Raw genomic sequence first — 25,236 nt, 5'->3', positions numbered from 1 at the left:
GTCCCGCCGTAAGCGGTGACCAGGGAGGAATGCCATGACGACGCGCGAGCGCTCGTTCGAAGAACTGTATCGTGATGATCCCGAGCGCGCCGATGCGTTGCTCCATGGACGCAAAACCGGCGCTTCGCGGCGCGGATTTCTTGGCGGCGCTGGTGTCGCCGCTGTCGGCGCAATGGTGGGTGCCGCCATTCCGTTCTCGAAAAACATGCCTGCCGGTTTTGTGCCAGCCGCATTCGCGCAGCAACCGAATCCGAACGCGCAAACCACGACACCGCCGCCCGCAACACCGGAAAAGAAAGGGCCGCAGCTGCTCAATTTCCCCGGCAAGGACGGCAAGCTCGTGGTGCTCGGCGAGCGGCCGCTGGTGGCGGAAACGCCGGAAGCGTTGCTCGACGACGACACCACGCCGACCTCGAAATTCTTCATCCGTAACAACGGTAATCCGCCGCAGAACACCGGCGATCCGGACGCATGGAAGCTCACCATCGACGGCGAAGTGAACAAGCCGCTCGAAATCACGGTCGGCGAACTGAAGAAGAAATACAAACCGCAAACGCTGCGCATGGTGTTGGAGTGCGGCGGCAACGGCCGTTCGTTCTTCTCGCCGCCTGCAAGCGGCAACCAGTGGACCAACGGTGGCGTCGGCTGCGCGGAATGGACCGGCGTTTCCCTTGCCGAAGTGCTGAAAACCGCGGGTGTGAAGCCCTCCGGCATCTACACCGCGAATTACGGGGCGGACGCGCATCTTTCGGGCGATCCCGCGCGTCATACGCTTTCGCGCGGCGTGCGCATCGCGAAAGCTATGGAGCCGCAGACGCTTCTCGTCTGGGCGATGAACGGCAAGCCGCTGGAGGCTGTACACGGCGCGCCGCTGCGGTTGATCACGCCGGGCTGGGCGGGTTCGGTGTCGCACAAGTGGCTGAACAAGATCACGATCCGCGACAAGGAACACGACGGGCAGGGCATGGTCGGCACCAACTACCGTCTCGCGATCAATCCGATGGTGCCGGGGAGCAAGGCGGACCCGAAGAATTTCCGCATTCTCGAATCGATGCCGGTGCGTTCGATCATCACGTCTCCCGCGAACGGCACCAAGCTTGCCGCCGGTACGCGCGAGATCAAGCTGCGCGGCGCGTCGTGGGCGGGCGATCTCACGGTGAAGCAGGTCGAAGTCTCGGCCGATTTCGGCCAGACCTGGACCAAAGCGACGCTCGCCAACCCGAAGAACAAGTTCGACTGGCAGCGCTGGACGGGAACCGTGAAAGTGCCGAGCGACGGCTATTACGAGATCTGGAGCAAGGCGACCGACTCCAACGGCAAGGCGCAGCCGCATGTGGCGGCGGGATGGAACCCGCAAGGTTACGGCTCCAATCCCTTCCACCGGATCGCGGTGCTGATTGGCTGAGCGAATGAAAAGGTACACAACAACGCGGGCGGCGAATGCCGCCCGCAACTTTCTCGCCGTGCTGCTGGCCGTGTTTGCGTTCGGCGTGTTGTCGACCGCATCACACGCGCAACAACAGCCGCCCGCATTCGAACCGAAGCCGGAGGATCCGGAAGATTATCCGGACAATCCGGGGCGCGACGATGCATTCTATGGCTGCACGGCGTGCCACGGATTCAAGATCGTCGCGGCGCAAGGTTTCACGCGGGAACGCTGGAGCGAAACCATCGACATCATGATCGAGCGTCACGGCGCACCAAAACTCGATGCGAAAGACCGCAAAACGATTCTCGATTATCTGGAGAAGACGTTTCCGCCGAAAGCGCCCGGCAACCGGGGCTTCCAGAATCCATTCCTGAATCAGTAATCAGCGCGCGGTGAATTTGCCGCGCAGGCGCGGGCCGTCCTTGGTATCGATCCAGTCCGGTGCTTTCGGCGCGACGCCGAGCAGCGGATTTTTCACGTCGCAGAAGCTGCGGTTACGCTCGGCAACAGCGAAGAAATCGATCAGCCGTTCGTCGCCGCCCGAAGACAGCATGGCGAGACGGTCGAGCATGCAGGCCAGTTGACCCGGCGCAACCAGCTCGGTGCCGGGATTGCAGTACCAGGCGGTGATGCCGATCGCGGCTTCGTCGAACTTGCCGGCGATGGCGAGGCAGTTGCGCGGACCATTTCCGGTCGCAAGGGTCATCTGCACGGTTTGCAGATCGCCGAACTTGGTGATGAGGATTCCGGCAGGGCCGGTGATGTCCGCTTGAATCGAGGAGAGCGCTGCCAGCGAGGCGACCGATTCCACCGGGTCGCTCAGCACCGCGCCTTCCGTACCGGGACGATAGAGCGAGACGCGAACGAACGCGCCATTGGTATCGGAAGCCGCGCCGTAGGTGAGGATGTCCTCGCGGCCGCCGCCGGTGGCATGGCGGCGTGTGAGGTAGGTGTGTTCCAGCCCCTGCAGGGCGCTGGAGGCGATGGCGAAAGCGCCGTTCTGGCGCGCGGCCTCGATCCATGCCGAGCGCTGCGGCGGCGCCTGCTCGACGGAGGATTTCGCCTGCTGCGGCCCACCGAGGCCGACCACGAAAAAAGCAACCAATGCGGCCATCGCCATGGCGGCGAGGACACGCGATGCGGTGACGGCGCGGGCTTCCTGCTCCAGCAGGAGCGGAACCGCGACAGCCTCCGGCGGACGGCGAAAAACGGAAAGCGGTACGTGGCGATCGTTCACTTTGCGGCCCCCCTGAAAGGCCCGCCAGCCCCGTTCATTCAAGGCTTGGCGCGTGCAACCTTCTCGCGTAGAACCCGCCGCATTCCGGTTAAATGCAGGAGCAAAGCCGCGGCTTTTCGCGGCCAGAGTGAACAATGGGTTACAAGGTCGCCGTAGTCGGCGCGACGGGTAACGTCGGCCGCGAAATGCTGAACATCCTTGCGGACCGCGGCTTCCCCGCGGACGAGGTCGTGGCGCTGGCTTCGCGCCGCTCGATCGGGGTCGAGGTTTCGTATGGTGACCGGATCCTTAAATGCAAGGCGCTCGAGAACTACGATTTCTCGGACACCGACTTCTGCCTGATGTCGGCGGGTTCTTCCGTGTCGAAGGAATGGTCGCCCAAGATCGGCGCGCAGGGCTGCGTGGTGATCGATAACTCGTCGTGCTGGCGCTACGACGACGAGGTGCCGCTGATCGTTCCGGAAGTGAACGCGGATGCTGTCACCGGCTATACGAAGAAGAACATCATCGCGAACCCGAACTGCTCGACCGCACAGCTCGTGGTGGCGCTGAAGCCGCTGCACGATGCCGCGAAGATCAAGCGCGTCGTGGTCTCGACCTATCAATCGGTGTCGGGTGCCGGCAAGGACGCGATGGACGAACTCTTCAACCAGACCAAGGCGATCTACGTGAACGACTCGGTCGAGCCGGAGAAGTTCACCAAGCGCATCGCCTTCAATGTCATTCCGCACATCGACGTGTTCCGCGAGGACGGTTACACGAAAGAAGAGTGGAAGATGGACGCCGAGACGAAAAAGATCCTCGATCCGGACATCGCACTGACCGCGACCTGCGTGCGCGTGCCGGTGTTCGTAGGCCATTCGGAAGCGGTGAACGTCGAGTTTGAGCAGCCGCTCTCGGCGGACAAGGCGCGCGACATTCTTCGCGAAGCACCGGGTCTGCTGGTGGTGGATAAGCGCGAGAACGGCGGTTACGTCACGCCGTTCGAGGCGACCGGCGAGGATGCGACCTACATCTCGCGCATCCGCGAAGATCACACGGTGAAGAACGGCCTGAACTTCTGGTGCGTGTCCGACAATCTGCGCAAGGGCGCGGCGCTGAACGCGATCCAGATCGCGGAAGTGCTGGTCAACCGCAAGCTCGTGCAGCCGAAGAAGAAGGCGGCGTAAGCTTCAAGGACAATCGAATAAGAAAATGGCCGGGTCTCCCCGGCCATTTTTATTTTCAGAATCTCGGCTCGGCGATCGCCGCCGCGTGCTCGGCCTTCGCGACCGGCACGAAATCTTTCTTCTGTTCGTCGTAGACCAGCAGGTCGCCGTCCGCGACGCCGAAGTACGCGCCGTGCAGCTTCAGCTTGCCGCGCCCGACCAGGATGTTCACGCAAGGGAACGTCATCAGGTTCTTGACGGTCAGCAGCACGGATGCCTTTTCGAGGCGCGTAAGATATTCGCGCTCGCTCTCGTTGTGCGCGCGCCGCGGCATGCTTTGCACCGCGGGCTCGATTATCTTCATCCAGTTGCCGATGAAATCGCCCGGCGAGAGCGGTTCGATATGGTTCGCGTGCGCGGCGATACCGCCGCACTGTGCATGGCCGAGCACCACGATGTGCTTCACGCGCAGCGCCTGCACCGCGAATTCGAGGGAGGCGGAGACGGCGCGGGTCGCGCCGTCCGGCGAATACGGCGGCACCAGATTCGCGACATTGCGCGCGACGAACAATTCACCCGGTGCGGCGTCGAAGATGACTTCCGGCGACACGCGGCTGTCGCAACAGCCAATCACCATGACTTCGGGCTTCTGGCCGCGGGTCGCGAGTTCCCTGAACCGACTCTGCTCGTCGGGCAGACGGTTGGTGAGAAAGTTGCGATAGCCTGCCGTGAGCCGTTCGGGAAAATCCACGTTTCCGTTCCTCTTTGGCGGTCCCTACGAAAGAAGCCACCTTCGCGCTCCCGTCAAGGGCTTGGCATGCAGGTTGCGTGGAGGCTAGGACATGGCCTGCAAACGAGGGGTTCTCATGCCGTCTTCCATTCGTCCGCGCAGAAGCGTGCTCTACATGCCCGGCTCCAATGCGCGTGCGCTGGAGAAGGCGCGCTCACTTGCCGCAGATGCATTGATCCTCGATCTGGAAGACGCAGTCGCGCCCGACGCCAAAACCATCGCGCGCGAACAAGTTACGGCAGCCGTGAAGGCCGGCGGCTACGGCAACCGGGAAGTCGCAATCCGCGTCAATGCGTTCTCGACGCCATGGGGCATGGATGATTTCAAGGCGGCGGCGATGGCGAATCCGGATGCCATTCTGGTGCCGAAAGTCTCGTCTGCCGACGAAATGAACGATATCGCGCGGGCGCTGGCGCAAACGAACGCGGACGGGAAAATCCGCATCTGGGTCATGATCGAAACGGCACTATCGGCCTTTCGTCTCGAACAGATCGCAGCGACCGCGAAAGACGACAAGACTCGGCTCTCGGTTTTCATTCTCGGCACCAACGACTACGCGAAGGAAACGCGGGCGAGGATCACGCGCGGGCGCGCGGGATTGATCCCGTTCCTCGCGAATACGGTCGCTGCCGCGCGCGCTTACGGAATCGACGTGATCGACGGCGTCTATAACGACATCGCCAATATCGACGGATTGAAGGAAGAAGCCGCGCAGGCGCGCGATTTCGGCTTCGATGGCAAGACCATTATCCACCCCTCGCATATCGCGCCTTGCAACGAGGTGTTCTCGCCGGGCGAGGAAGAAGTCGCGGCCGCGCGAAAAGTGGTGAGCGCTTTCGAACAGCCGGAGAATGCGGGCAAGGGCGTTTTGCAGATCGACGGCCGCATGTACGAAATCCTTCATGCGGAAATCGCGAAGCGTACGGTCGCGGTGGCGGATGCGATCAGGGAACGGGAAGCGGCGCAATGAATCCGGTTGTGACGAAGATGAAAACTTCTTCCGGCAATTTCTTCGAGGATTTTTCGCTTGGGCAGGTCATCCACCACGCGACGCCACGAACGATCACGGAAGGCGACGTATCGCTCTATTCGGCGCTTTACGGCACGCGCTTCGCCGTGCAGTCGGCGGAGAGCTTCGCGAAGGCAATCGGCTATCCGCGTGCGCCGGTCGATGATCTGCTTGTGTTTCACATCGTGTTCGGCAAGACGGTGCCGGATATCTCGCTGAACGCAGTCGCGAACCTCGGCTATGCCGCGTGCCGTTTCCTCGCGCCGGTCTATCCGGGCGATACGCTGCACGCCGTTTCCGAGGTGATCGGCTTGCGCGAGAATGCGAACCGCACCTCCGGCGTGGTCTATGTGCGTTCGACCGGCTTCAACCAGCATGGCAAGGAAGTGCTCGACTACGCGCGCTGGGTGATGGTGCGCAAGCGCAACGAGCATGGCGCGGCACCTGAGCCGCTGGTGCCGCAGCTTCCCTCCGCGATCCCTGCCGAAGGACTGGGCGCAAGTGTGCCCGCGCTGCATTTACGCGAATATAATTTCCGCCTTGCGGGGAGCGAACACCGTTTCGAGGACTACACGCCGGGCGAGAAGATCGACCATGTGGACGGCATGACGGTCGAGGAAGCCGAGCACCAGATCGCGACGCGGCTCTACCAGAACACGGCGAAAGTCCACTTCAACCAGTTCGCGCAGAAGTCGGATCGCTTCGGGAAGCGGCTGATCTACGGCGGTCATGTCATTTCGCTGGCACGGGCGCTTTCGTTCAACGGCCTCGCCAACGCGTTCCATGTCGCGGCCATCAACGGCGGGCGGCATGTCGCGCCGCTGTTCGCGGGCGATACGGTGTTTGCGTGGTCGGAAGTGCTCGACGCGCAGGAGTTGCCGCACCGGAGCGATGTCGGCGCGCTACGTTTGCGTATGGTAGCGACCAAGGACCGGCCCTGTAGGGATTATCCGTACAAGAACGGCGACGAATACGAGCCGGGCGTGATCCTCGATCTCGACTACTGGGTGCTGATTCCGCGCTAGGCTTCCGTGCGGCGCAGGTGCTCGACCAGATCGCGCGAGTAGGCCGGCAGCGCCTCGAAGCTGCGCACGCAGATGGTGAGGTCGCGTTCGGCCCAGGCATCGGTAAGTGAAACCGGCGTCACTGCCATCGCGAGTGCGGCGCGCTTCGCCGTCGTCTCCGGCACGACGCCGATACCGACGTTCTTCTCCACCATACGGCAGACCGCATCGAATGAGCGGAGCTGAATCCGCAGCCGCAGTGGGCGGCCGATGCGCGCCGCCTTGTCGGCGAGGAAGCGCTGCAACGCCGACGCGCGGTCCAGCCCGACGAAATCGTGTTCCAGCACCTGCGCGAGCGACACCTGTGCGCGCACCGCAAGCGGATGATCGTGGGCGACGACCAGCACGAAGCGGTCGCGCCGGAACGGATAGGTTTCGAGTTCGCCGGAATCGACCGTGCCGGCAACGATGCCGAGATCGGCGACCCCTTCCGCGATCAGGCTCACGATTTCGTCGGAGAGCCGCTCCTCGATGTCGACGCTGACATTTGGATGCGCAGTGAGGAACGAGGACAGCGCTTCGGGAAGAAACTCGGTCAGCGCATTGGTGTTGGAGAGCATCTTGATCTGCCCCGCTTGTCCTCCGACGAAAGCGCCGAGGTCTTCTCGCAGGCGATCCGCCTGCTGGAGCATGAGACGCGCGTGCTGGAGCAGGGTGCGCCCAGCCTGCGTCGGCGCCACGCCTTGCCGGCTGCGGAGCAGGAGAGGCGTGCCAAGCGCCTCCTCCATGTTGCGGATGCGCGTGGAAGCTGCGGCGAGGGCGAGGTTCGCGCGCTCCGCGCCATGGGTAATCGATCCTGCCTCCATGACATGCCGGAACAGGCTGAGGTCGGAGAGATCAAAGCGCATGAATGCCTGCCATGCTGCGGATTCGCACGGAGCGGCAGGCGGAATCCGGCTGGTATGCCAATCCTTCGTATTTCACGAAGGAATGCTACGCCAAATAGCGATTGTAGTCCAAGTTTTGGCAGATAAGTTTCGCAAATGACGAAGTGAGAGCCATTCTAAACGGTGGATGGCCCTTTCTCCGGATTGCGGCGTGAGCGGAAACGGCACAAGTCTTCCGCCGCCGGTTCTCGGTACGAACGGAAAAATCGACATGGCTGATGCGCCGCTGCGCCCGCGCCCGCTTTCTCCCCACCTTACGATCTATCGCCTGACCTGGACCATGGCGATGTCCATGGCGCACCGCCTGAGCGGCATCGCGCTTTATTTCGGCATGCTGTTGCTCGCCTGGTGGCTGGTGGCGGCGGCGCTTTCGCCCAAGCATTTCGACAACGCCAACGATTTCTTCGGAAGCTGGTTCGGTCGGTTGATCCTGTTCGGCTTCACTTGGGCGCTGGTGCACCACCTGCTCGGAGGCCTGCGCCATTTCATCTGGGACACGGTCCGCGGTTTCGGCGCGGCCGAGCGTCATTTTCTCGCGCAGGCGACGCTACTCGGCTCGACTGCCCTCAACATCCTGATCTGGGCGGTCGCCCTCATGCTGAAGAACTGAACCATGCGCACTCCGCTCAGCCGCGTCCGCGGCCTTGGCGCCGCCCATCACGGCACCGAACATTTCTGGCTCCAGCGCGTCACCGCCGCCGCGAACGCAATCCTGCTGATCGTGCTGATCGGCGTGACCATTTCGCTGGTCGGCCGCGGCCATGCCGGCGTGATCGCGACGCTGTCGCGGCCGCTGATCGCGGTGCTGCTGCTTGCCGCCATCATCTCGGTGGCGATTCATATGCGCCTCGGCATGCAGATCGTCATTGAAGACTACGTCCATTCGCCGGGGCGGAAAGTTCTCCTGCTGCTCGCGAACACGTTCTTCACCTGGGGCGTCGCGCTCGCCTGCGCGTTCGCCATTCTCAAAATCTCCTTCGGCTTCGGAACCTGAACATGGCCAGCAACGGCAGCAGCCACACCGCACCGGCAACCTCCGGCAAGGCCTATCCCGTCACCGAGCATCTCTATGACGTCGTGGTCGTCGGCGCCGGGGGCGCGGGTCTGCGCGCGGTGGTCGGTTGCGCGGAAGCGGGCCTGAAGACCGCGTGCCTCACCAAAGTATTCCCGACGCGCTCGCATACGGTTGCGGCGCAGGGCGGCATCTCGGCCGCGCTCGGCAACATGGGCGAGGACGACTGGCGCTGGCACATGTACGACACCGTGAAGGGGTCGGACTGGCTCGGCGACCAGGACGCAATCGAATATCTCTGCCGTAATGCGCCGCAGGCAGTGTACGAGCTGGAGCACTGGGGCGTGCCGTTCTCGCGCACGGAAGCCGGCAAGATCTACCAGCGCCCGTTCGGCGGCATGACGACCCACTACGGCAAGGGCACCGCGCAGCGCACCTGCGCCGCCGCCGACCGTACCGGCCATGCCATCCTGCACACGCTCTACGGCGCGGCGCTGAAGCACCGCGCGGAGTTCTTCATCGAATATTTCGTGCTCGATCTCCTGATGGACGCGGACGGCCGCTGCTGCGGCGTGCTCGCGCTCAAGATGGACGACGGCACCATGCACCGCTTCCGCTCGCACGAGACCATTCTCGCGACCGGCGGCTATGGCCGCGCCTACTTCTCCTGCACGTCGGCGCATACCTGCACCGGCGACGGCAATGCGATGGTGTTGCGCGCGGGCCTGCCGCTACAGGACATGGAGTTCGTGCAGTTCCACCCGACCGGCATCTATGGTGCTGGTTGTCTCATCACCGAAGGTTCGCGCGGCGAAGGCGGCTATCTCGTCAACTCCGAAGGCGAGCGCTTCATGGAGCGCTACGCGCCGTCCGCGAAGGACCTCGCCTCGCGCGACGTCGTTTCGCGCTCGATGACCATCGAAATCCGCGAAGGGCGCGGTGTCGGCAAGAACAAGGACCACATCTACCTGCACCTCGACCACCTCGATCCGGAAGTGCTGCATGAGCGGCTGCCGGGCATTTCGGAATCCGCGCGCATCTTCGCGGGCGTCGACGTCACGAAAGAGCCGATCCCGGTGATCCCGACCGTGCACTACAACATGGGCGGCATCCCCACGAACCCACACGGCGAAGTCGTCACCAAGAAGGACGGCAATCCCGACACCATCGTCGAAGGCCTGATGGCGATCGGCGAAGCGGCCTGCGTTTCGGTGCACGGCGCGAACCGCCTCGGCTCGAACTCGCTGATCGACCTCGTTGTGTTCGGCCGCGCGGCGGCCGACCGCTGTGCCGAGAAGCTGACCCCGAACGACAAGCACATGATGCTTTCCGCCGAAGCGACCGAGAAGGCGCTCGCGCGCTTCGACGGCCTGCGTCACGCCAAGGGTGGCACGCCTACCGCTGAACTGCGGCTCTCGATGCAGAAGGTGATGCAGAGCAACTGCGCGGTGTTCCGCACCAAGGACATCCTGAGCGAAGGCCACGGCCTTATCCACAAAGTGTTCGGCGGCGCGGGCGACGTGAAGGTCACCGACCGTTCGCTGGTCTGGAACACGGACCTGATCGAGACGCTCGAGTTCGACAATCTCATTTCGCAGGCGGTGGTGACGATGGACTCGGCGCTGAACCGTACCGAGTCGCGCGGCGCGCATGCGCGCGAGGACTTCCCGAACCGCGACGACAAGGAATGGATGAAGCACACGCTGAGCTGGGTCGATTTCGACACCAAGAAGGTGAAGATCGATTACCGCCCGGTGCACACCTACACGCTGACGAACGAGATCCAGTACATCGAGCCGAAGGCGCGGGTTTACTAAATGAAACTCGCGCTCGTTTCGGATGGGAACGATTTCGCCGTCTATGAAGACGCCGCGTGGAAGGCGGGAAACGCGAAGAAGCTGGCGATGCTGAACCGCAACCAGGCGGATTTCACCATCGAGCCAGTGCCCGGCGCGCCCGCGAACCTGCCCACCGGCGCCTTCCAGACCATCAACGATGCCCTGATCGCGCTGCGCGAGGCGGGTTTTGAATTCGAGAAGTACGAGAAATAGTCATGGTCGAACTCACACTCCCCAAGAATTCCCGCGTCACCGAAGGCAAGGTCTGGCCGAAGCCGGAAGGCGCCGCCCGCGTTGAGGAACTGCGCGTCTATCGCTACGACCCCGATCAGGACGCCAATCCGCGCATCGACACCTATTATGTGGACCGCGACGACTGCGGCCCGATGGTGCTGGACGCGCTCATCTGGATCAAAAACAACGTCGACCCGACGCTGACCTTCCGCCGCTCCTGCCGCGAAGGCATCTGCGGGTCGTGCTCGATGAACATCGACGGCACCAACACCCTCGCCTGTACGCGCGGCATGGACGAGATCAAGGGCACGGTGAAGATTTACCCGCTGCCGCACATGGCGGTGGTGAAGGATCTGGTGCCCGATCTCACCGGCTTCTACGCGCAGCACGCTTCCATCGAGCCGTGGCTGCAAACCACGACGCCGGAGCCTTCCGCCGAGTGGAAGCAGAGCCACGAAGACCGCGTGAAGCTGGACGGGCTGTACGAATGCATCCTGTGCGCGTGCTGCTCGGCTTCGTGCCCGAGCTACTGGTGGAACTCGGACCGCTTTCTCGGCCCGGCCATCCTGTTGCAGGCCTATCGCTGGATCGTGGACAGCCGCGACGAAGCCACCGGCGAACGCCTCGACAATCTCGAGGACCCGTTTCGGCTCTATCGCTGCCACACCATCATGAACTGCGCGAATACCTGTCCGAAGGGACTGAACCCCGCCAAGGCCATTGCCGAGATCAAGAAGGCGATGGTGGTCCGCCAGCTCTGATTATTCGGCGGGCGGCAGGTTCGCCTGCGCGGCGTTGGCGTTGAATCGCATCCAGATCCGTGTGCCGTAGAGCAGCGCGTAGTGGATGACGCCGTAGATCAGTGCGGCGGCGACGGCGAGGAATGTTCCAAGTAGCAAATAGCGCGGCAGCGTGCCGATGCTGCCCAGCGCGCTGAAAGCGAACAGCAGCGCGAACAGCGCGGCCGCCATCGCCATCATCAGGAGCCAGAACAGGAAGACGCCCGCGAACATGAGCGCGGAGCCGACTGCGAACTTGCGGAAAGCCTGCATCGCAACCAGCATGGCGATCCGGGGTTAAGGACTCGCAAAGGCGAGCCGTACGCCGGAAAGAGGCAGGTCATGATCGATCACATCGGGTTTCCGGTTTCGGACTACGCGCGCGCCAAGGCGTTCTACGAAAAGGCGCTGGCGCCGCTCGGCTATGCGATCATCATGGAGGCGACGCCGGAGCAGACCGAGAGCGGGGCACCGGCCTGCGGCTTCGGCAGGGGCACCAAACCGGATTTCTGGATCGGCGGTGAGGGCGGGCTGAACGGCGTGCTGCACGTTGCGATCGCAACCGACAGCCGGGACAAGGTCGATGCATTCTACAAGGCCGCGCTTGCCGCGGGCGGGCGCGATAACGGCGCTCCGGGGCTACGGCCGCATTACCATCCGAACTATTACGGCGCGTTCGTGCTCGATCCGGACGGGCATAACATCGAGGCGGTCTGCCACAAGGCGCCTTGAGCGTCCGTAATCCGGATTAGGGAGCGCTAAAAAGTAATGACCGCGCACCTTGCGGTGCGCGGTCATCGAAACTCTTCTCGCTAGCGAGAGAAGTTTACATCGCCTTCTTCTTCTTCCGGCGCTTCTTCGTCTTCTTCTTCGCTTTTGCTTTCGCTTTACGCTTCTTAGCCCGTTTTGCCATGGTTTGCCTCTTGGCGAGATTGGGTTTGCGCTTTCGGGTTCCGGATTTCTTTTTCGTCGCCCGCTTGCGCGCCGGCTGTGAAGTTTCCTTCGGTCCGATTCCGAAGATGCCCATCATGGGACTGGTTGAGTCGCTCCTGGGCATTTCGAGTCCGAACAAACAACCGGCAGCGACATATCGCGCAAGGATTCTCCGTTTGCCAATAGGCATGGCAGATATCGTGGGTGTTTGCTGTTGCCGCCACGACTTGTTGCGTGTTGATTGCGATGCAGTATTCGAGTTTTCGATTGACAATCGAAACTCACTGCGCGGCGTGTAGAGAGTCAAAAATTTGTTTTATTTCATCAAGTTAGCGTCATGCGATTTTTGGCGCGCGATTCTGCGCGCAAGCCTTCGCATGTTGTACGAACACGCGCGCGCAATCGCTTAACCCTGCGCGAAAAAATTATTCACAGGCACGCGAATTGGTACGTCCAAAACGCTTCGCGGAGTCATTTTTTGGCAAAACGCGCACAAGTGATTCGCGAATCACTTGTGCGCAACGTCCCGTTACGGGTTTGGAAGCGGGATTTTTGGCGGTTTGCGGCGACGTTGTTGCGAATCGTCGCTCGTTCCGGCGCGTTACGCCGAACGAAACGCCCGCGATTGCATATCGAACATCGCGTCGGCCACGCCCTGACCATCCGCGACCGCCTCTTTCAGCATGGAAAGCGCATTTGCACGCGGCGTTTCGATATGGCCGTGGCCGCCATCGGAGTCGTAGGTCAGGATCGCGTCGAATTTCTTCGCAATCGCCTGCATCCGCGCGTTCTGCGAGAGGAAATTGACGTAAAGCTTGCCAATTCCGCGGTTTCGCGCGGCCAGAACGGTGCGCCCAAACAGTTCGGTACCGATCCCGCCGTTCTGAAAGTCCTTCTCGACCGAGAACGCTGCTTCCGCTTCGCCGCCGCCGACGCCGCGGAAGCCGCGCAGCTCGGCGACACCGCGCAAAATGCCGTCCACGAAGTAACCGTGCGCAACCGAGTGGTTGCCGAGCGCGTTGTCGGCGTAGTGCTGGATGAAGAAGTCGCTGACCGGCGTGCCGAAACGCATGCGCCGGCTCTCCGGATCGAGCCGGAGCAGGTGCGCACGAAGCGCTGCCGTATCCGCAGCCCATAGCTTGCGGAATGTGCCTTTCACCGTCGGCTTCTGTGTCTGCGTCGCCATCGTTTCATCCTCCGGCTAACCGGCCCGAATCGGGCCTGCCTGCCGCTCGCACGATAGATATGTGCACTGCAGCAAATTTCAACCGTCGATGGCAGATGTTGCGCTGGCGTGACGGCGCGGAGGCCGAAACGTGGCCGGCCGCCGGGCGCATCGCCGCAGGACGGTGTGCGCTTTAGGCCGTTGATTTTAATGAGGTTCTTGGCCTCATCCGCGCTTCCGGAAATCGGCACTTATGGTTAACGGACGATTAATGCGGACGGCTCAGACCTGTGCTGCATCTGCGAAGGCGGCCCGCTTGCCCGTCCACATGCCGCTGCGTATTTCACTCTTTCGTTCTTCCTCCCCGAACCGACGCAAACCACGAAAGGCCGCGCGCGCGGATGTCCGGAATTGCCGAACGCTATGCGGCGCTGGTGTCCGCGGGAGGGCTGGAGCGCGACCCCGCGCAACGCACGGCGAGCGCGCGCCTGCAACGCTTGCAGGATGCGCTCGCCGTCTATCGTCCGATTCTGAAGTCCTCGACGCTGGGATGGCTGATGGCGCGCGGCGCATCCTCCACGCCGCCGCAGGGGGTGTATCTCTGGGGCGATGTCGGGCGCGGCAAGACCATGCTGATGGACTTGTTCTACGAGACGTTGCCGCCGATGAAAAAACGGCGCGTCCATTTCCACGAGTTCATGGCCGACATCCACGACCGCATCCATGCGGTGCGGCAGGAAATGAAAGCCGGGGAGTTGAAGGACGGCGATCCGATCGCGCCGGTGGCCGAGGAGGTCGCGAGCGAGGCGACGCTGCTTTGCTTCGACGAATTCCACGTCAACGACATCGCGGATGCCATGATCCTGTCGCGGCTGTTCGAGCGGCTGTTCGAACGCGGACTGGTCATGGTCGCGACCTCGAACGTGCCGCCGCAAGACTTATATAAAGAGGGCCTCAACCGGCCGTTGTTCCTTCCGTTTGTGAAGCTGCTCGAGCAGAAATGTGAAACGCTGCAACTGGCCGCGCGCACCGATTACCGGCTGGAAAAACTTTCCGGCACGCGCCCCTGGCATGTGCCGGCCGACCGCGAGGCGCAGCAGCAGATCGACGAAATCTGGCGAAGGCTTGCGGGGAAGGAGGGGCGTAACGGCACCGAGCTGGCTTATCGCGGACGCAAGATCGAGATTCCGTTCGCGGGCAACGGCGCGGCCCGGTTCGATTTTGCCGATCTCTGCCACAAGCCCTACGGCGCCGCCGACTTCGTGCAGATCGCGCATCATTTCCATACCGTCGTGATCGAGGACATTCCGGTGATGTCGCCGGCGCAGCGCAACGAGGCCAAGCGCTTTATTCTGGTGATCGACGCGCTCTACGATAATGCAGTGAAGCTGATCGCCTCTGCCGCCGCGGAGCCGGAGGCAATCTACGAAGGCGAGGGCACCATCGAGGCGACCGAGTTCAAGCGGACGATCTCGCGCTTGATCGAGATGGGGTCGGATGAATATCTGGCGCTACCGCATGGCGGCGGTGGCAGGACTAGGAAGGCTTCCGAAGCGCCTGCGGGGGAAAAGGGGGAATCTTGAAATTTATTTCTTTTGCCCTCGCTATGACCGCTGCCTTCGTGCTCACGATGGATGCGAAAGCGCAGAGCTTCAACTGCAACTACGCCCGTACCGCCGACGAGGTACTCATCTGTCAGGACGAGCGGCTGTCGCGCCTCGATGAGCGGCTGGCCACGGTCTATGCGCAGGTGCGCAGCGCAACCCGCGACCGTCAGGATCGCCGGGAGCTGGAGTTCGAGCAGTCCTCGTGGCTCCAGAGCCGCCGGGAATGCGGCCGCAACTACGGTTGCGTCGAAAATCACTATCGCCGCCGCATCGACCAGCTCCTCGGCCGGTAGCCTCTCGCTCCATAATCGAAGTCTTCGATTGTCCGGTAAGAACACGCACCGCAGCGACTTTTGCTGCGGAGCGCATACGCTTTCTGCCTAGACGAAGGTCTCGTTAGTTGCTGGTATTATGTATATTAGGCTGAAGACATAGCATCAGGTTGTGTTGCAGTGCCCCCGTCAAATGGATAAGCCAGCGCAGTCTTTCCAACGCTAGCGAAGAGTTTTCCCACCATGGCTCGCAACAAAATCGCATTGATCGGCTCCGGCCAGATCGGCGGCACGCTCGCCCACCTCGTAGGCCTCAAGGAACTCGGCGACGTCGTCCTGTTCGACATCGCGGAGGGCATCCCGCAGGGCAAGGCGCTCGACATCGCGGAATCGTCGCCGGTTGACGGCTTCGACGCCAAATACTCCGGCGCGAACTCCTATGAAGCCATCGAAGGCGCGGACGTGGTGATCGTCACCGCAGGCGTGCCGCGCAAGCCGGGCATGAGCCGCGACGATCTCATCGGCATCAATCTCAAGGTGATGGAACAGGTCGGCGCGGGCATCCGCAAATACGCGCCGAAGGCTTTCGTCATCTGCATCACCAACCCGCTCGATGCGATGGTGTGGGCGCTCCAGAAATCCTCCGGCCTGCCGAAGAACATGGTGGTCGGCATGGCGGGCGTGCTCGACTCGGCGCGCTTCCGCTACTTCCTCGCAGACGAGTTTAATGTGTCGGTCGAGGACGTAACCGCGTTCGTGCTCGGCGGCCACGGCGACACCATGGTGCCGCTGGCGCGCTACTCGACCGTCGCCGGCATTCCGCTGCCCGATCTCGTGAAGATGGGCTGGACCACGCAGGAGCGTCTCGACAAGATCATCCAGCGTACGCGCGACGGCGGCGCGGAAATCGTGAACCTGCTGAAAACCGGCTCGGCGTTCTATGCGCCCGCAACTTCCGCCATCGCGATGGCGGAAAGCTACCTGCGCGACAAGAAGCGCGTGCTCCCGGTCGCCGCGCACCTCAACGGCGAATACGGCCTGAAGAACATCTATGTCGGCGTGCCGGTCGTGATCGGCTCGAAGGGCGTCGAGCGCGTCGTCGAGATCGAAATGGATAAGACCGAACGCGCGATGTTCGACAAGTCGGTAGACGCGGTGAAGGGCCTGATCGACGCCTGCATCAAGATCGCGCCGGATCTGGCGAAGTAAAACAAAAGATCAAACGGGGACGGGGAATTCGCGATGAACATTCATGAGTATCAAGGCAAGGCCGTTCTTCGCGAGTTCGGCGTCCCCGTCGCCTACGGGCTGCCTGCGCTTTCGGTCGAGGAAGCGGTCGCAGCCGCGAAAAAACTCGGCGGTCCGGTCTGGGTCGTGAAGGCGCAGATCCACGCAGGTGGCCGCGGCAAGGCCGGCGGCGTCAAGGTCGTGAAATCGGTCGAGGACGTCGAGAAGGAGGCAAAGCGCCTGCTCGGCTCCACGCTGGTCACGCATCAGACAGGCCCGGCCGGTAAAGAGGTCAACCGCCTCTACATCGAGGAAGGCTCGGCAATCGCGAAAGAGTTCTACCTTTCGATGCTGGTCGACCGTGAAACCTCGCGCGTTGCCTTCGTGGTCTCCACCGAAGGCGGCATGAACATCGAGGAAGTCGCGCACGATACGCCGGAAAAGATCGTGACCTTCTCGGTCGATCCCGCGACCGGCATCATGCCGCATCATGGCCGCCGCGTTGCCAACGCGCTGAAACTCGAAGGCGATCTCGCGAAGCAGGCCGAAAGCATGGCGGCGAAGCTCTATGCAGCCTTCACCGCGAAAGACATGAGCCTCCTGGAGATCAATCCGCTGGTGGTCACGAAAGACAACAAGCTGATCTGTCTCGACGCCAAGGTCGGGTTCGACTCGAACGCGCTCTACCGCCATCCGGAAATCATGGAGCTGCGCGATCTCACGGAAGAAGATCCGAAGGAGATCGAGGCCTCGAAGTACGATCTTTCCTACATCGCGCTCGACGGCACCATCGGCTGCATGGTGAACGGCGCCGGCCTCGCGATGGCGACGATGGACATCATCAAGCTCTACGGCGAAGCGCCAGCGAACTTCCTCGACGTCGGCGGCGGCGCAACCACAGAGAAGGTCACGGCAGCGTTCAAGATCATCACCGCCGATCCGAACGTGAAGGGCATTCTCGTAAATATCTTCGGCGGCATCATGAAGTGCGATGTCATCGCGCAGGGTGTCGTGACCGCCGTGAAGGAAGTCGGGTTGAAGGTGCCGCTGGTCGTTCGTCTCGAGGGCACCAACGTCGAACTAGGCAAGAAAATCATCAACGAGTCGGGACTGAACGTCGTCTCCGCCGACGATCTCGACGATGCCGCACAGAAAATTGTGAAGGCGTTGAAGGGAGGCAAGTGAGATGGCGATCCTCGTCGACAAGAACACGAAAGTCCTGACGCAGGGCATGACCGGCAAGACCGGCTCGTTCCACACCGAACAGGCCATCGCTTACGGAACGAAGATGGTCGGCGGTGTTGCGCCCGGCAAAGGCGGCAGCACGCATCTCAACCTCCCGGTGTTCAACACCGTGCGCGAAGCGCGCGAGGCGACCGGCGCGGACGCCACTGTCATTTACGTGCCGCCGGCAGGCTGCGCCGATGCGATCTGCGAAGCGATCGACGCGGAAATCCCGCTGATTGTTACCATCACCGAGGGCGTTCCGGTGCTCGACATGGTGCGGGTGAAGCGCTCGCTGTCCGGTTCGAAGTCGCGACTGCTCGGCCCGAACTGCCCCGGCGTGATCACGCCGGGCGAATGCAAGATCGGCATCATGCCCGGCCACATCCACAAACCGGGCAAGGTCGGCATCGTGTCGCGCTCCGGCACGCTGACCTATGAAGCGGTATTCCAGACCACCGCGGAAGGCCTCGGCCAGACCACCTGCGTCGGCATCGGTGGCGACCCGGTGAAGGGCACTGAATTCATCGACGTGCTGGAAAAATTCCTCGGCGACCCGAAGACCGAAGCGATCATCATGATCGGCGAAATCGGCGGCTCGGCCGAAGAGGATGCCGCGCAATTCCTTAAAGACGAAGCCAAGCGCGGCCGTAAGAAGCCGATGGCCGGATTTATCGCGGGCCGCACCGCACCTCCAGGCCGCCGCATGGGCCATGCCGGCGCGATCATCTCCGGCGGTAAGGGCGACGCGGAATCCAAGATTCAGGCGATGGAGTCGGCCGGGATCAAGGTCTCGCAGTCGCCGGCGCGGCTCGCCAAGACCCTGGTGGAAGTCCTGAAGGGCTAAACCGTCCGGCTCAGGTGGTTTTGCAGCCGTTGTTCAGCCTGCAAATCATCGTCGAAGTGCGGATGAGACGGGCTGCGGTGTCGAAATTGCGCTCCGCACAGAAAGTACGGCCACGCGCCACGACCGTCCGCAGGTCCGAGGGGCCGACCTCCGAGGCCGGGCGGTGGCTGTTATAGGCCTGCTCGAACCTGCTCACCATTTCGTTGCATGCCGTCACTTGCCGGTCCGCCCGGTCGAAATGCCACCAGACCGCGCCGGCAATTATCACCGCGAGGGCGGCTAATACTTTCAGCCACATGCCAAGGCTCCCTGTTTGCCGCCCAAGGCTAGGGTTGCCGCTTAAATGATCAGTTACGGAATAGTCTCAATATATTGAGAAGCGGGCGTGGCCCCATTAAAAGAGCCCTGCGCGGCGCGGGGTCCAGCTAAGACCTCGTTTCCTCATATTTTCGAAGTCTTATGTAGGCATAGAAAAAGCGGCGCGGCCCCGTCGGGCATGCGCGCAAACGGCGGACGCTTTCGTCCGGGATGAACATGGCACGCGAAGCAAGCAACCAAGGCTTTCTGAACTCCTCCTTCCTTTACGGCGGCAACGCCGCCTACATCGAAGATCTCTACGCGCGATACGAAAACAATCCGGCGTCGGTCGATGCCGAGTGGCGCGCGTTCTTCGAACAGATCAAGGGCGACGACAAAACCGCGATTGAAAAAAGCGCGAAGGGTCCGTCGTGGAAACAGCCGGGCTGGCCGCTAATCGCGAACGGCGAACTCGTCGCCGCGCTGGATGGCAACTGGGCTGCGACCGAAATCGCGGTCGGCAACAAGATCAAGGGCAAGGCGCAGGCGAAAGGCGTCGAGCTTTCCGATTCGGACGTGCAGCAGGCGACGCGCGATTCCGTGAAAGCGCTGATGATGATTCGCGCGTTCCGCATGCGCGGCCATCTCGAAGCGAAGCTCGATCCGCTCGGCATGGAGCCGGAAGTCCCGCATCCCGAACTCGACCCGGCGTCCTACGGCTTCACGGAAGCCGATCTCGACCGCAAGATTTTCATCGACCATGTGCTCGGTCTGGAATTCGCGAGCGTGCGCGAGATGGTCGCCATTCTGCGGCGCACCTACTGCCAGACCATCGGCATCGAATTCATGCACATGTCCGATCCGGAAGAGAAGGCATGGCTGCAAGAGCGCATCGAAGGTCCGGACAAGGAAATCACCTTCACGCGCGAGGGCAAGCGCGCGATCCTGAACAAGCTTATCGAGGCAGAAGGCTTCGAGAAGTTCATCGACGTGAAATACACCGGCACCAAGCGCTTCGGCCTTGACGGCGGCGAGGCGATGATCCCGGCGATGGAGCAGATCATCAAGCGCAGCGGCGCGCTTGGCTGCAAGGAGATCGTGCTCGGCATGGCGCATCGCGGGCGTCTCAACGTGCTCAGCCAAGTGATGGCGAAGCCGCACCGTGCGATCTTCCACGAGTTCAAGGGCGGTTCCTCGACGCCGACCGAAGTCGAAGGCTCCGGCGACGTGAAGTATCACCTTGGTGCTTCTTCGGACCGTGAGTTCGACGGCAATCAGGTTCATCTGTCGCTCACCGCGAACCCGTCGCATCTCGAAATCGTCGACCCGGTGGTGCTCGGCAAGACGCGCGCGAAGCAGGACCTGTTCGGCGACAAGCCGGAAGACCGCATTTCCGCGATGCCGCTGCTGATCCACGGCGACGCCGCCTTCGCGGGGCAGGGCGTGGTCGCGGAATGTTTCGGCCTCTCCGGCCTGAAAGGTCACCGCACTGGCGGCTCGATCCACTTCATCATCAACAACCAGATCGGCTTCACGACGAACCCGCGCTTCTCGCGCTCGTCGCCGTATCCGTCGGACGTTGCGAAAATGATCGAGGCGCCGATCTTCCACGTGAACGGCGACGACCCGGAAGCGGTGGTGTTCTGCGCGAAGGTCGCGACCGAATTCCGGATGAAATTCCACAAGCCGGTCGTGATCGACATGTTCTGCTACCGCCGCTTCGGTCACAACGAAGGCGACGAGCCGGCGTTCACGCAGCCGCTGATGTACCAGAAGATCCGCGCACATGCGTCCACGCTCGATCTCTACGGCAAGAAGCTGGAAGAGGAGGGCGTTGTTGCTTCTGGCGAAGTCGACGCGATGAAAGCCGAGTGGCGCGCGAAGCTGGAAACTGAATTCGAGGCGGGCCAGAGCTACAAGGCGAACAAGGCCGACTGGCTGGACGGCCGCTGGGCCGGCATGAAGGCCGCGAAGGAAATCGACGATCCGCGCCGCGGCGATACCGGCGTTTCGCTCGACGTGCTGAAAGAAATCGGCAAGCAGATCACTTCCGTTCCGGAAGGCTTCAACGCGCACAAGACGATCCTGCGCTTCCTCGAAAATCGCAAGAAAGCGATCGAGACGGGTCAAGGCATCGACTGGGCTACTGGCGAGGCGCTTGCGTTCAGCACTCTGCTGCTCGACGGTCATCGCGTGCGGCTATCCGGTCAGGACGTTGAGCGCGGCACCTTTTCGCAGCGTCATTCGGTGCTGACCGATCAGGTAAACGAAGACCGCTACACGCCGTTCAACCACATCCGCAAAAAACAGGGCCGCTACGAGGTCATCAACTCGATGCTCTCCGAAGAGGCGGTGCTCGGTTTCGAATACGGTTACTCGCTCGCCGAGCCGAATGCGCTGACGCTCTGGGAAGCGCAGTTCGGCGATTTTGCGAACGGCGCGCAGGTCGTGTTCGATCAGTTCATCTGCTCCGGCGAACGCAAGTGGTTGCGCATGTCGGGCCTCGTCTGCCTGCTGCCACACGGTTACGAAGGGCAGGGACCGGAACATTCCTCGGCGCGTCTGGAGCGCTATCTCCAGCTTTGCGCCGAAGACAATATGCAGGTCGCAAACTGCACCACGCCCGCGAACTACTTCCACATCCTGCGCCGTCAGCTGAGGCGCGACATCCGTAAACCGTTGATCCTGATGACGCCGAAGTCGTTGCTTCGTCACAAGCGGGCGGTTTCGCGCCTCGACGAACTCGGTCCGGAAACCTCGTTCCACCGCGTGCTGTGGGATGACGCCCAGTACCTGAAGAATCAGCCGATCAAGCTGGTCGCCGACGACAAGATGCGCCGTGTGATCCTGTGCTCCGGCAAGGTCTATTACGACCTTTACGAGGAGCGCGAGAAACGCGGCCTGAACGACATCTACATCCTGCGCGTGGAGCAGCTTTACCCGTTCCCGTTGAAGGCGCTGACCACCGAGCTTTCGCGCTTCAAGAACGCGGAAGTGATTTGGTGTCAGGAGGAACCGAAGAATCAGGGTGCCTGGGCGTTCGTTCAGCCTTACGTCGAATGGCTGCTAGAAAACGTGGGTGCCAAAAACAAGCGGGCGCGCTATGTCGGCCGCGCGGCATCGGCCTCGACGGCCACCGGCCTAATGTCGATGCACCTGAAGCAGTTGCAACAATTCATGGAAGAAGCGCTGGGCTAAAGCGCTGGAGAAAAAAATGGCGACCGAAATCCGCGTGCCGACCTTGGGCGAGAGCGTTACCGAAGCTACCATCGGCAAATGGTTCAAGAAACCGGGCGATGCGGTGAAAGCCGACGAGCCGCTGGTCGAACTCGAAACCGACAAGGTGACGGTCGAAGTGCCTGCGCCTGCCGCCGGTGTGCTCGAGGAAATCATCGCGAAGGATGGCCAGACCGTCACCATCGGCGCGGTGCTCGGCTCCATTAAGGAAGGCGCTGGCGGTGCCACCGCTCCGGCCGCCAAGGATAAGGCGACGCCTGCCGCTGCGGGCCGTCCCGACCAGAAAACCGAAACTGCGAAGCCGATCGCAGCCGGCCCCGTGCCGGTTACGCCGCGTGCCGGCGCGGAAGGGCAGGCTCCGTCCGTGCGCCGCCTCGGCGCGGAAAGCGGCGTCGATCCCGCAGGCGTTGCCGGCACTGGCCGCGATGGCCGCGTGACCAAGGGCGACATGCTCGCCGCCATCGAGCGCGGTCCTTCCGCTTCGCCGCAGCCGGTGGCGCAGATGCGCGCGCCTTCTTCCGCCGACGATGCGTCGCGCGAGGAACGCGTGAAGATGACGCGGTTGCGCCAGACCATCGCGCGCCGCCTGAAGGACGCACAGAATACCGCGGCCATGCTCACCACGTTCAACGACGTGGACATGAGCGCGGTCATGAAGATGCGCGCGGAATACAAAGACGCTTTCGAGAAGAAGCACGGCGTGAAACTCGGCTTCATGGGCTTCTTCGTGAAGGCTTGCATTCAGGCGCTGAAAGAAGTGCCCGCGGTGAACGCGGAAATCGACGGCACCGATCTCGTCTACAAGAATTATTATCACATCGGCGTTGCGGTCGGCACCGAGAAGGGCCTCGTGGTTCCGGTGGTGCGCAATGCGGACATGATGTCGATTGCCGAGATCGAGAAGAAGATCGCGGAATACGGCAAGCGCGCGCGCGACGGCCAGCTTTCCATCGACGAGATGCAGGGCGGCACGTTCACGATCTCGAACGGCGGCATCTACGGTTCGCTGCTCTCGACGCCGATCCTGAATGCGCCGCAGTCAGGTATCCTCGGCATGCACCGCATCGAGGAGCGTCCGGTAGCGATCAAGGGTCAGGTCGTGGTGTGCCCGATGATGTATCTCGCGCTCAGCTATGATCATCGCATCGTCGACGGCCGCGAGGCGGTGACCTGCCTTGTCCGCATCAAGGAAGGCCTTGAGGATCCTGCAAGGCTAGTTCTGGATTTGTGAGCTTAGGTAGCGAGCAAAAAACTGGAATGAGCAGTTAGCTGCTTGGGCTCGAAGTAAGCCTACGATAGCAGAGCTTTGGATTTTCGGTAGCCGCGCTCGCGGCGATCACAAGCCGGATAGTGATTTGGATGTGGCTGTCATAATGGCAGAAACGTCTGAAAATTCCCGTTATACAAACTGGTTTTTTGCTTGCGATGGTTGGCGTGCAGAACTGTCATCCTTATTGCCAGTTTCCATTGATCTAGATATCGGTGATGCCGATATCTCAACCACAATTGTCGCGCCTGCCTTGAAGAAAGAGGGCGTTCGTATTTACAGCCGGCAAGAGGAAAAACTCTGATGTCCTACGATCTCGTCGTCATCGGCTCCGGCCCCGCGGGTTATGTCTGCGCCATTCGTGGCGCGCAGCTCGGTTTGAAAACCGCGGTGATCGAGAAGGACAAGACTTTCGGCGGCACTTGCTTGAACGTCGGCTGCATTCCCTCGAAGGCGTTGCTGCATGCTTCGCATCTGTTCGAGGAAGCGGGACACGATTTCGCCGGCATGGGCATCGGCGTTCCGAAGCCGAAGCTCGACGTGAAGCAGATGCAGGCCTTCAAGCAGGAAGGCGTCGACGGCAACGTGAAGGGCGTCGATTTCCTGTTCAAGAAAAACAAGATCGACACCATCAAGGGCACCGGCAAGATCGTCGCGCCCGGCAAGGTCGAAGTGGATGGCAAGACTATTGAAGCCAAGAGCATCGTGATTGCGACCGGCTCGGACGTGACGCGCCTCAAGGGCATCGAGATCGACGAGAAGCGCGTGGTGTCGTCCACCGGCGCGCTCGCGCTCGACAAGGTGCCGGGAAAACTGCTCGTCGTAGGTGCGGGCGTGATCGGGCTTGAGCTTGGTTCGGTGTGGCGGCGCCTGGGCGCGGAAGTGCAGGTCGTCGAATTCCTCGACCGCATTCTTCCGGGCATGGACGGCGAAGTCGCGCGCCAGTTCCAGCGCATTCTCGAAAAGCAGGGCATGACCTTCAAGCTCGGCTCGAAGGTCACGGGCATCGACGCGAAGGGCAAAACGCTGAAAGCCAGCGTCGAACCGGCGGCGGGCGGCAAGGCCGAATCCATCGAAGCGGATGTGGTGCTCGTTGCCGTGGGCCGCGTGCCGTACACGCAAGGCCTCGGCCTGAAAGAATCGGGCGTCGAGATGGACGAGCGCGGCCGCGTGAAGATCGACGATCACTTCCAGACGAATGTGAAAGGCATCTTCGCGATTGGCGACGTGGTGCGCGGCGCGATGCTTGCGCACAAGGGCGAAGATGAAGGCGTCGCAGTTGCCGAGCTGATCGCAGGCAAGGCGGGTCACGTAAACTACGATGCGATCCCGAACGTGATCTATACCTATCCGGAAGTGGCTTCCGTCGGCAAAACCGAGGAAGAACTGAAGCAGGCGGGGGTCGCCTACAAGGTCGGAAAATTTCCGTTCACCGCGAACGGCCGCGCCAAGGTGAACAAGACCACCGATGGCTTCGTGAAAATTCTTGCCGACGACAAGACGGATAAAGTGCTCGGCGCGCATATCATCGGGCCGGACGCGGGCACGATGATCACCGAGATCACGATTGCGATGGAGTTCTCAGGCTCGGCGGAAGACATCGCGCGCACCTGCCATCCGCATCCGACGTTGTCGGAAGCGGTGAAGGAAGCGGCGCTCGCCGTCGACAAGCGCGCGATTCATATGTGATTTTTTACCTCATCCTGAGAAGCGGGCCGCAGGCTCGCGTCTCG

General features: G+C 62.0%; 27 protein-coding genes. 20 read left to right on the top strand and 7 right to left on the bottom strand.

Features of this window, described 5'->3' with window-relative positions; all coding sequences use genetic code 11:
• Positions 1-34: 34 nt before the first annotated feature.
• Both KF794_14190 and KF794_14185 read left to right on the top strand, forming a co-directional pair.
• Positions 35-1,405, top strand: a complete 1,371-nt coding sequence (locus tag KF794_14190) for a sulfite oxidase (GenBank protein ID QYK44885.1) — start codon at positions 35-37, stop codon at positions 1,403-1,405.
• A gap of 4 nt (positions 1,406-1,409) precedes the next feature.
• The gene (locus KF794_14185) at positions 1,410-1,811 is read left to right on the top strand and encodes a hypothetical protein (protein ID QYK44884.1); all 402 of its coding nucleotides are present in this window, start codon (positions 1,410-1,412) and stop codon (positions 1,809-1,811) included.
• Here the strand turns inward: KF794_14185 and KF794_14180 are convergent, their stop codons facing one another.
• The gene (locus tag KF794_14180) at positions 1,812-2,666 is read right to left on the bottom strand and encodes a hypothetical protein (GenBank protein ID QYK44883.1); all 855 of its coding nucleotides are present in this window, start codon (positions 2,664-2,666) and stop codon (positions 1,812-1,814) included.
• A 134-nt stretch (positions 2,667-2,800) separates the two neighbouring features.
• Here KF794_14180 and KF794_14175 point away from each other — a divergent pair, with 134 nt between their 5' ends.
• Positions 2,801-3,835 (top strand): aspartate-semialdehyde dehydrogenase, encoded by a 1,035-nt coding sequence (locus KF794_14175; protein ID QYK44882.1) that lies wholly within the window; start codon positions 2,801-2,803, stop codon positions 3,833-3,835.
• 55 nt (positions 3,836-3,890) lie between these two features.
• On the opposite strand, the gene KF794_14170 is transcribed toward KF794_14175, so the two are convergent.
• Positions 3,891-4,565, bottom strand: coding sequence for a carbonic anhydrase (locus tag KF794_14170; protein QYK44881.1), 675 nt, complete (start codon positions 4,563-4,565; stop codon positions 3,891-3,893).
• Between the two features lie 115 nt (positions 4,566-4,680).
• Between KF794_14170 and KF794_14165 the strand changes: the two genes are divergently transcribed.
• A complete protein-coding gene (locus KF794_14165; protein ID QYK44880.1) occupies positions 4,681-5,574 on the top strand; it encodes a CoA ester lyase in 894 nt (297 codons plus the stop codon).
• Positions 5,571-6,638 carry a MaoC family dehydratase gene (locus tag KF794_14160; protein QYK44879.1) on the top strand — a complete coding sequence of 356 codons (1,068 nt, stop codon included), beginning with the start codon at positions 5,571-5,573 and terminating at the stop codon, positions 6,636-6,638. The genes KF794_14165 and KF794_14160 overlap by 4 nt, the downstream gene beginning before the upstream one ends.
• Here the strand turns inward: KF794_14160 and KF794_14155 are convergent.
• Positions 6,635-7,525, bottom strand: coding sequence for a LysR family transcriptional regulator (locus KF794_14155; GenBank protein ID QYK44878.1), 891 nt, complete (start codon positions 7,523-7,525; stop codon positions 6,635-6,637). The genes KF794_14160 and KF794_14155 overlap by 4 nt on opposite strands.
• A gap of 250 nt (positions 7,526-7,775) precedes the next feature.
• Here KF794_14155 and sdhC point away from each other — a divergent pair, with 250 nt between their 5' ends.
• From sdhC to KF794_14130, 5 genes are read left to right on the top strand one after another with little or no spacing between them, the layout of a single operon-like run.
• Positions 7,776-8,174 carry a succinate dehydrogenase, cytochrome b556 subunit gene (gene sdhC, locus KF794_14150; GenBank protein QYK44877.1) on the top strand — a complete coding sequence of 133 codons (399 nt, stop codon included), beginning with the start codon at positions 7,776-7,778 and terminating at the stop codon, positions 8,172-8,174.
• Positions 8,175-8,177: 3 nt separating this feature from the next.
• The gene (sdhD, locus tag KF794_14145; protein ID QYK44876.1) at positions 8,178-8,558 is read left to right on the top strand and encodes a succinate dehydrogenase, hydrophobic membrane anchor protein; all 381 of its coding nucleotides are present in this window, start codon (positions 8,178-8,180) and stop codon (positions 8,556-8,558) included.
• A 2-nt stretch (positions 8,559-8,560) separates the two neighbouring features.
• The gene (locus tag KF794_14140; protein ID QYK44875.1) at positions 8,561-10,393 is read left to right on the top strand and encodes a succinate dehydrogenase flavoprotein subunit; all 1,833 of its coding nucleotides are present in this window, start codon (positions 8,561-8,563) and stop codon (positions 10,391-10,393) included.
• Positions 10,394-10,627 carry a hypothetical protein gene (locus tag KF794_14135; protein ID QYK44874.1) on the top strand — a complete coding sequence of 78 codons (234 nt, stop codon included), beginning with the start codon at positions 10,394-10,396 and terminating at the stop codon, positions 10,625-10,627.
• A 2-nt stretch (positions 10,628-10,629) separates the two neighbouring features.
• Positions 10,630-11,409: a succinate dehydrogenase iron-sulfur subunit gene (locus tag KF794_14130; protein ID QYK44873.1), complete on the top strand. Its 780-nt coding sequence runs from the start codon at positions 10,630-10,632 to the stop codon at positions 11,407-11,409.
• On the opposite strand, the gene KF794_14125 is transcribed toward KF794_14130, so the two are convergent.
• Positions 11,410-11,712 carry a hypothetical protein gene (locus KF794_14125; protein ID QYK44872.1) on the bottom strand — a complete coding sequence of 101 codons (303 nt, stop codon included), beginning with the start codon at positions 11,710-11,712 and terminating at the stop codon, positions 11,410-11,412.
• 57 nt (positions 11,713-11,769) lie between these two features.
• On the opposite strand from KF794_14125, the gene KF794_14120 reads away from it, so the two are divergent.
• Entirely contained in the window at positions 11,770-12,159 is a 390-nt protein-coding gene (locus KF794_14120; GenBank protein QYK44871.1) for a VOC family protein, read from the top strand.
• Between the two features lie 94 nt (positions 12,160-12,253).
• Here KF794_14120 and KF794_14115 read toward each other — a convergent pair whose 3' ends face one another.
• Together KF794_14115 and KF794_14110 are read right to left on the bottom strand one after the other, a co-directional pair.
• A complete protein-coding gene (locus tag KF794_14115; GenBank protein ID QYK44870.1) occupies positions 12,254-12,634 on the bottom strand; it encodes a hypothetical protein in 381 nt (126 codons plus the stop codon).
• 327 nt (positions 12,635-12,961) lie between these two features.
• Positions 12,962-13,546, bottom strand: coding sequence for a GNAT family N-acetyltransferase (locus KF794_14110; GenBank protein ID QYK44869.1), 585 nt, complete (start codon positions 13,544-13,546; stop codon positions 12,962-12,964).
• 380 nt (positions 13,547-13,926) lie between these two features.
• On the opposite strand from KF794_14110, the gene KF794_14105 reads away from it, so the two are divergent.
• The 5 genes from KF794_14105 to sucD all read left to right on the top strand — a co-directional run bounded on the left by KF794_14105 (position 13,927) and on the right by sucD (position 18,702).
• The gene (locus tag KF794_14105) at positions 13,927-15,108 is read left to right on the top strand and encodes an AFG1 family ATPase (protein ID QYK44868.1); all 1,182 of its coding nucleotides are present in this window, start codon (positions 13,927-13,929) and stop codon (positions 15,106-15,108) included.
• On the top strand, positions 15,105-15,425 hold the full coding sequence (locus tag KF794_14100) for a DUF1311 domain-containing protein (protein QYK44867.1): 321 nt from the start codon (positions 15,105-15,107) through the stop codon (positions 15,423-15,425). The genes KF794_14105 and KF794_14100 overlap by 4 nt, the downstream gene beginning before the upstream one ends.
• Before the next feature lie 222 nt (positions 15,426-15,647).
• Positions 15,648-16,613 (top strand): malate dehydrogenase, encoded by a 966-nt coding sequence (gene mdh, locus KF794_14095; protein QYK44866.1) that lies wholly within the window; start codon positions 15,648-15,650, stop codon positions 16,611-16,613.
• Positions 16,614-16,646: 33 nt separating this feature from the next.
• On the top strand, positions 16,647-17,816 hold the full coding sequence (gene sucC, locus KF794_14090; protein QYK44865.1) for an ADP-forming succinate--CoA ligase subunit beta: 1,170 nt from the start codon (positions 16,647-16,649) through the stop codon (positions 17,814-17,816).
• 1 nt (position 17,817) lies between these two features.
• Complete coding sequence (sucD, locus tag KF794_14085) at positions 17,818-18,702, top strand: succinate--CoA ligase subunit alpha (GenBank protein ID QYK44864.1); 885 nt, start codon at positions 17,818-17,820, stop codon at positions 18,700-18,702.
• A gap of 10 nt (positions 18,703-18,712) precedes the next feature.
• Here sucD and KF794_14080 read toward each other — a convergent pair whose 3' ends face one another.
• The gene (locus KF794_14080; protein ID QYK44863.1) at positions 18,713-19,000 is read right to left on the bottom strand and encodes a hypothetical protein; all 288 of its coding nucleotides are present in this window, start codon (positions 18,998-19,000) and stop codon (positions 18,713-18,715) included.
• A 236-nt stretch (positions 19,001-19,236) separates the two neighbouring features.
• Between KF794_14080 and KF794_14075 the strand changes: the two genes are divergently transcribed.
• The 4 genes from KF794_14075 to KF794_14060 all read left to right on the top strand — a co-directional run bounded on the left by KF794_14075 (position 19,237) and on the right by KF794_14060 (position 25,192).
• The gene (locus KF794_14075) at positions 19,237-22,197 is read left to right on the top strand and encodes a 2-oxoglutarate dehydrogenase E1 component (GenBank protein QYK44862.1); all 2,961 of its coding nucleotides are present in this window, start codon (positions 19,237-19,239) and stop codon (positions 22,195-22,197) included.
• 16 nt (positions 22,198-22,213) lie between these two features.
• Positions 22,214-23,467 (top strand): 2-oxoglutarate dehydrogenase complex dihydrolipoyllysine-residue succinyltransferase, encoded by a 1,254-nt coding sequence (gene odhB, locus KF794_14070; GenBank protein ID QYK44861.1) that lies wholly within the window; start codon positions 22,214-22,216, stop codon positions 23,465-23,467.
• Between the two features lie 64 nt (positions 23,468-23,531).
• Positions 23,532-23,807, top strand: coding sequence for a nucleotidyltransferase domain-containing protein (locus KF794_14065; protein QYK46718.1), 276 nt, complete (start codon positions 23,532-23,534; stop codon positions 23,805-23,807).
• Positions 23,804-25,192 carry a dihydrolipoyl dehydrogenase gene (locus tag KF794_14060; protein ID QYK46717.1) on the top strand — a complete coding sequence of 463 codons (1,389 nt, stop codon included), beginning with the start codon at positions 23,804-23,806 and terminating at the stop codon, positions 25,190-25,192. The genes KF794_14065 and KF794_14060 overlap by 4 nt, the downstream gene beginning before the upstream one ends.
• Positions 25,193-25,236 lie beyond the last annotated feature (44 nt).

This window comes from Xanthobacteraceae bacterium (assembly GCA_019454205.1).
GTDB lineage: Bacteria > Pseudomonadota > Alphaproteobacteria > Rhizobiales > Xanthobacteraceae.
This window is presented reverse-complemented; position numbering and strand designations above follow the sequence as displayed.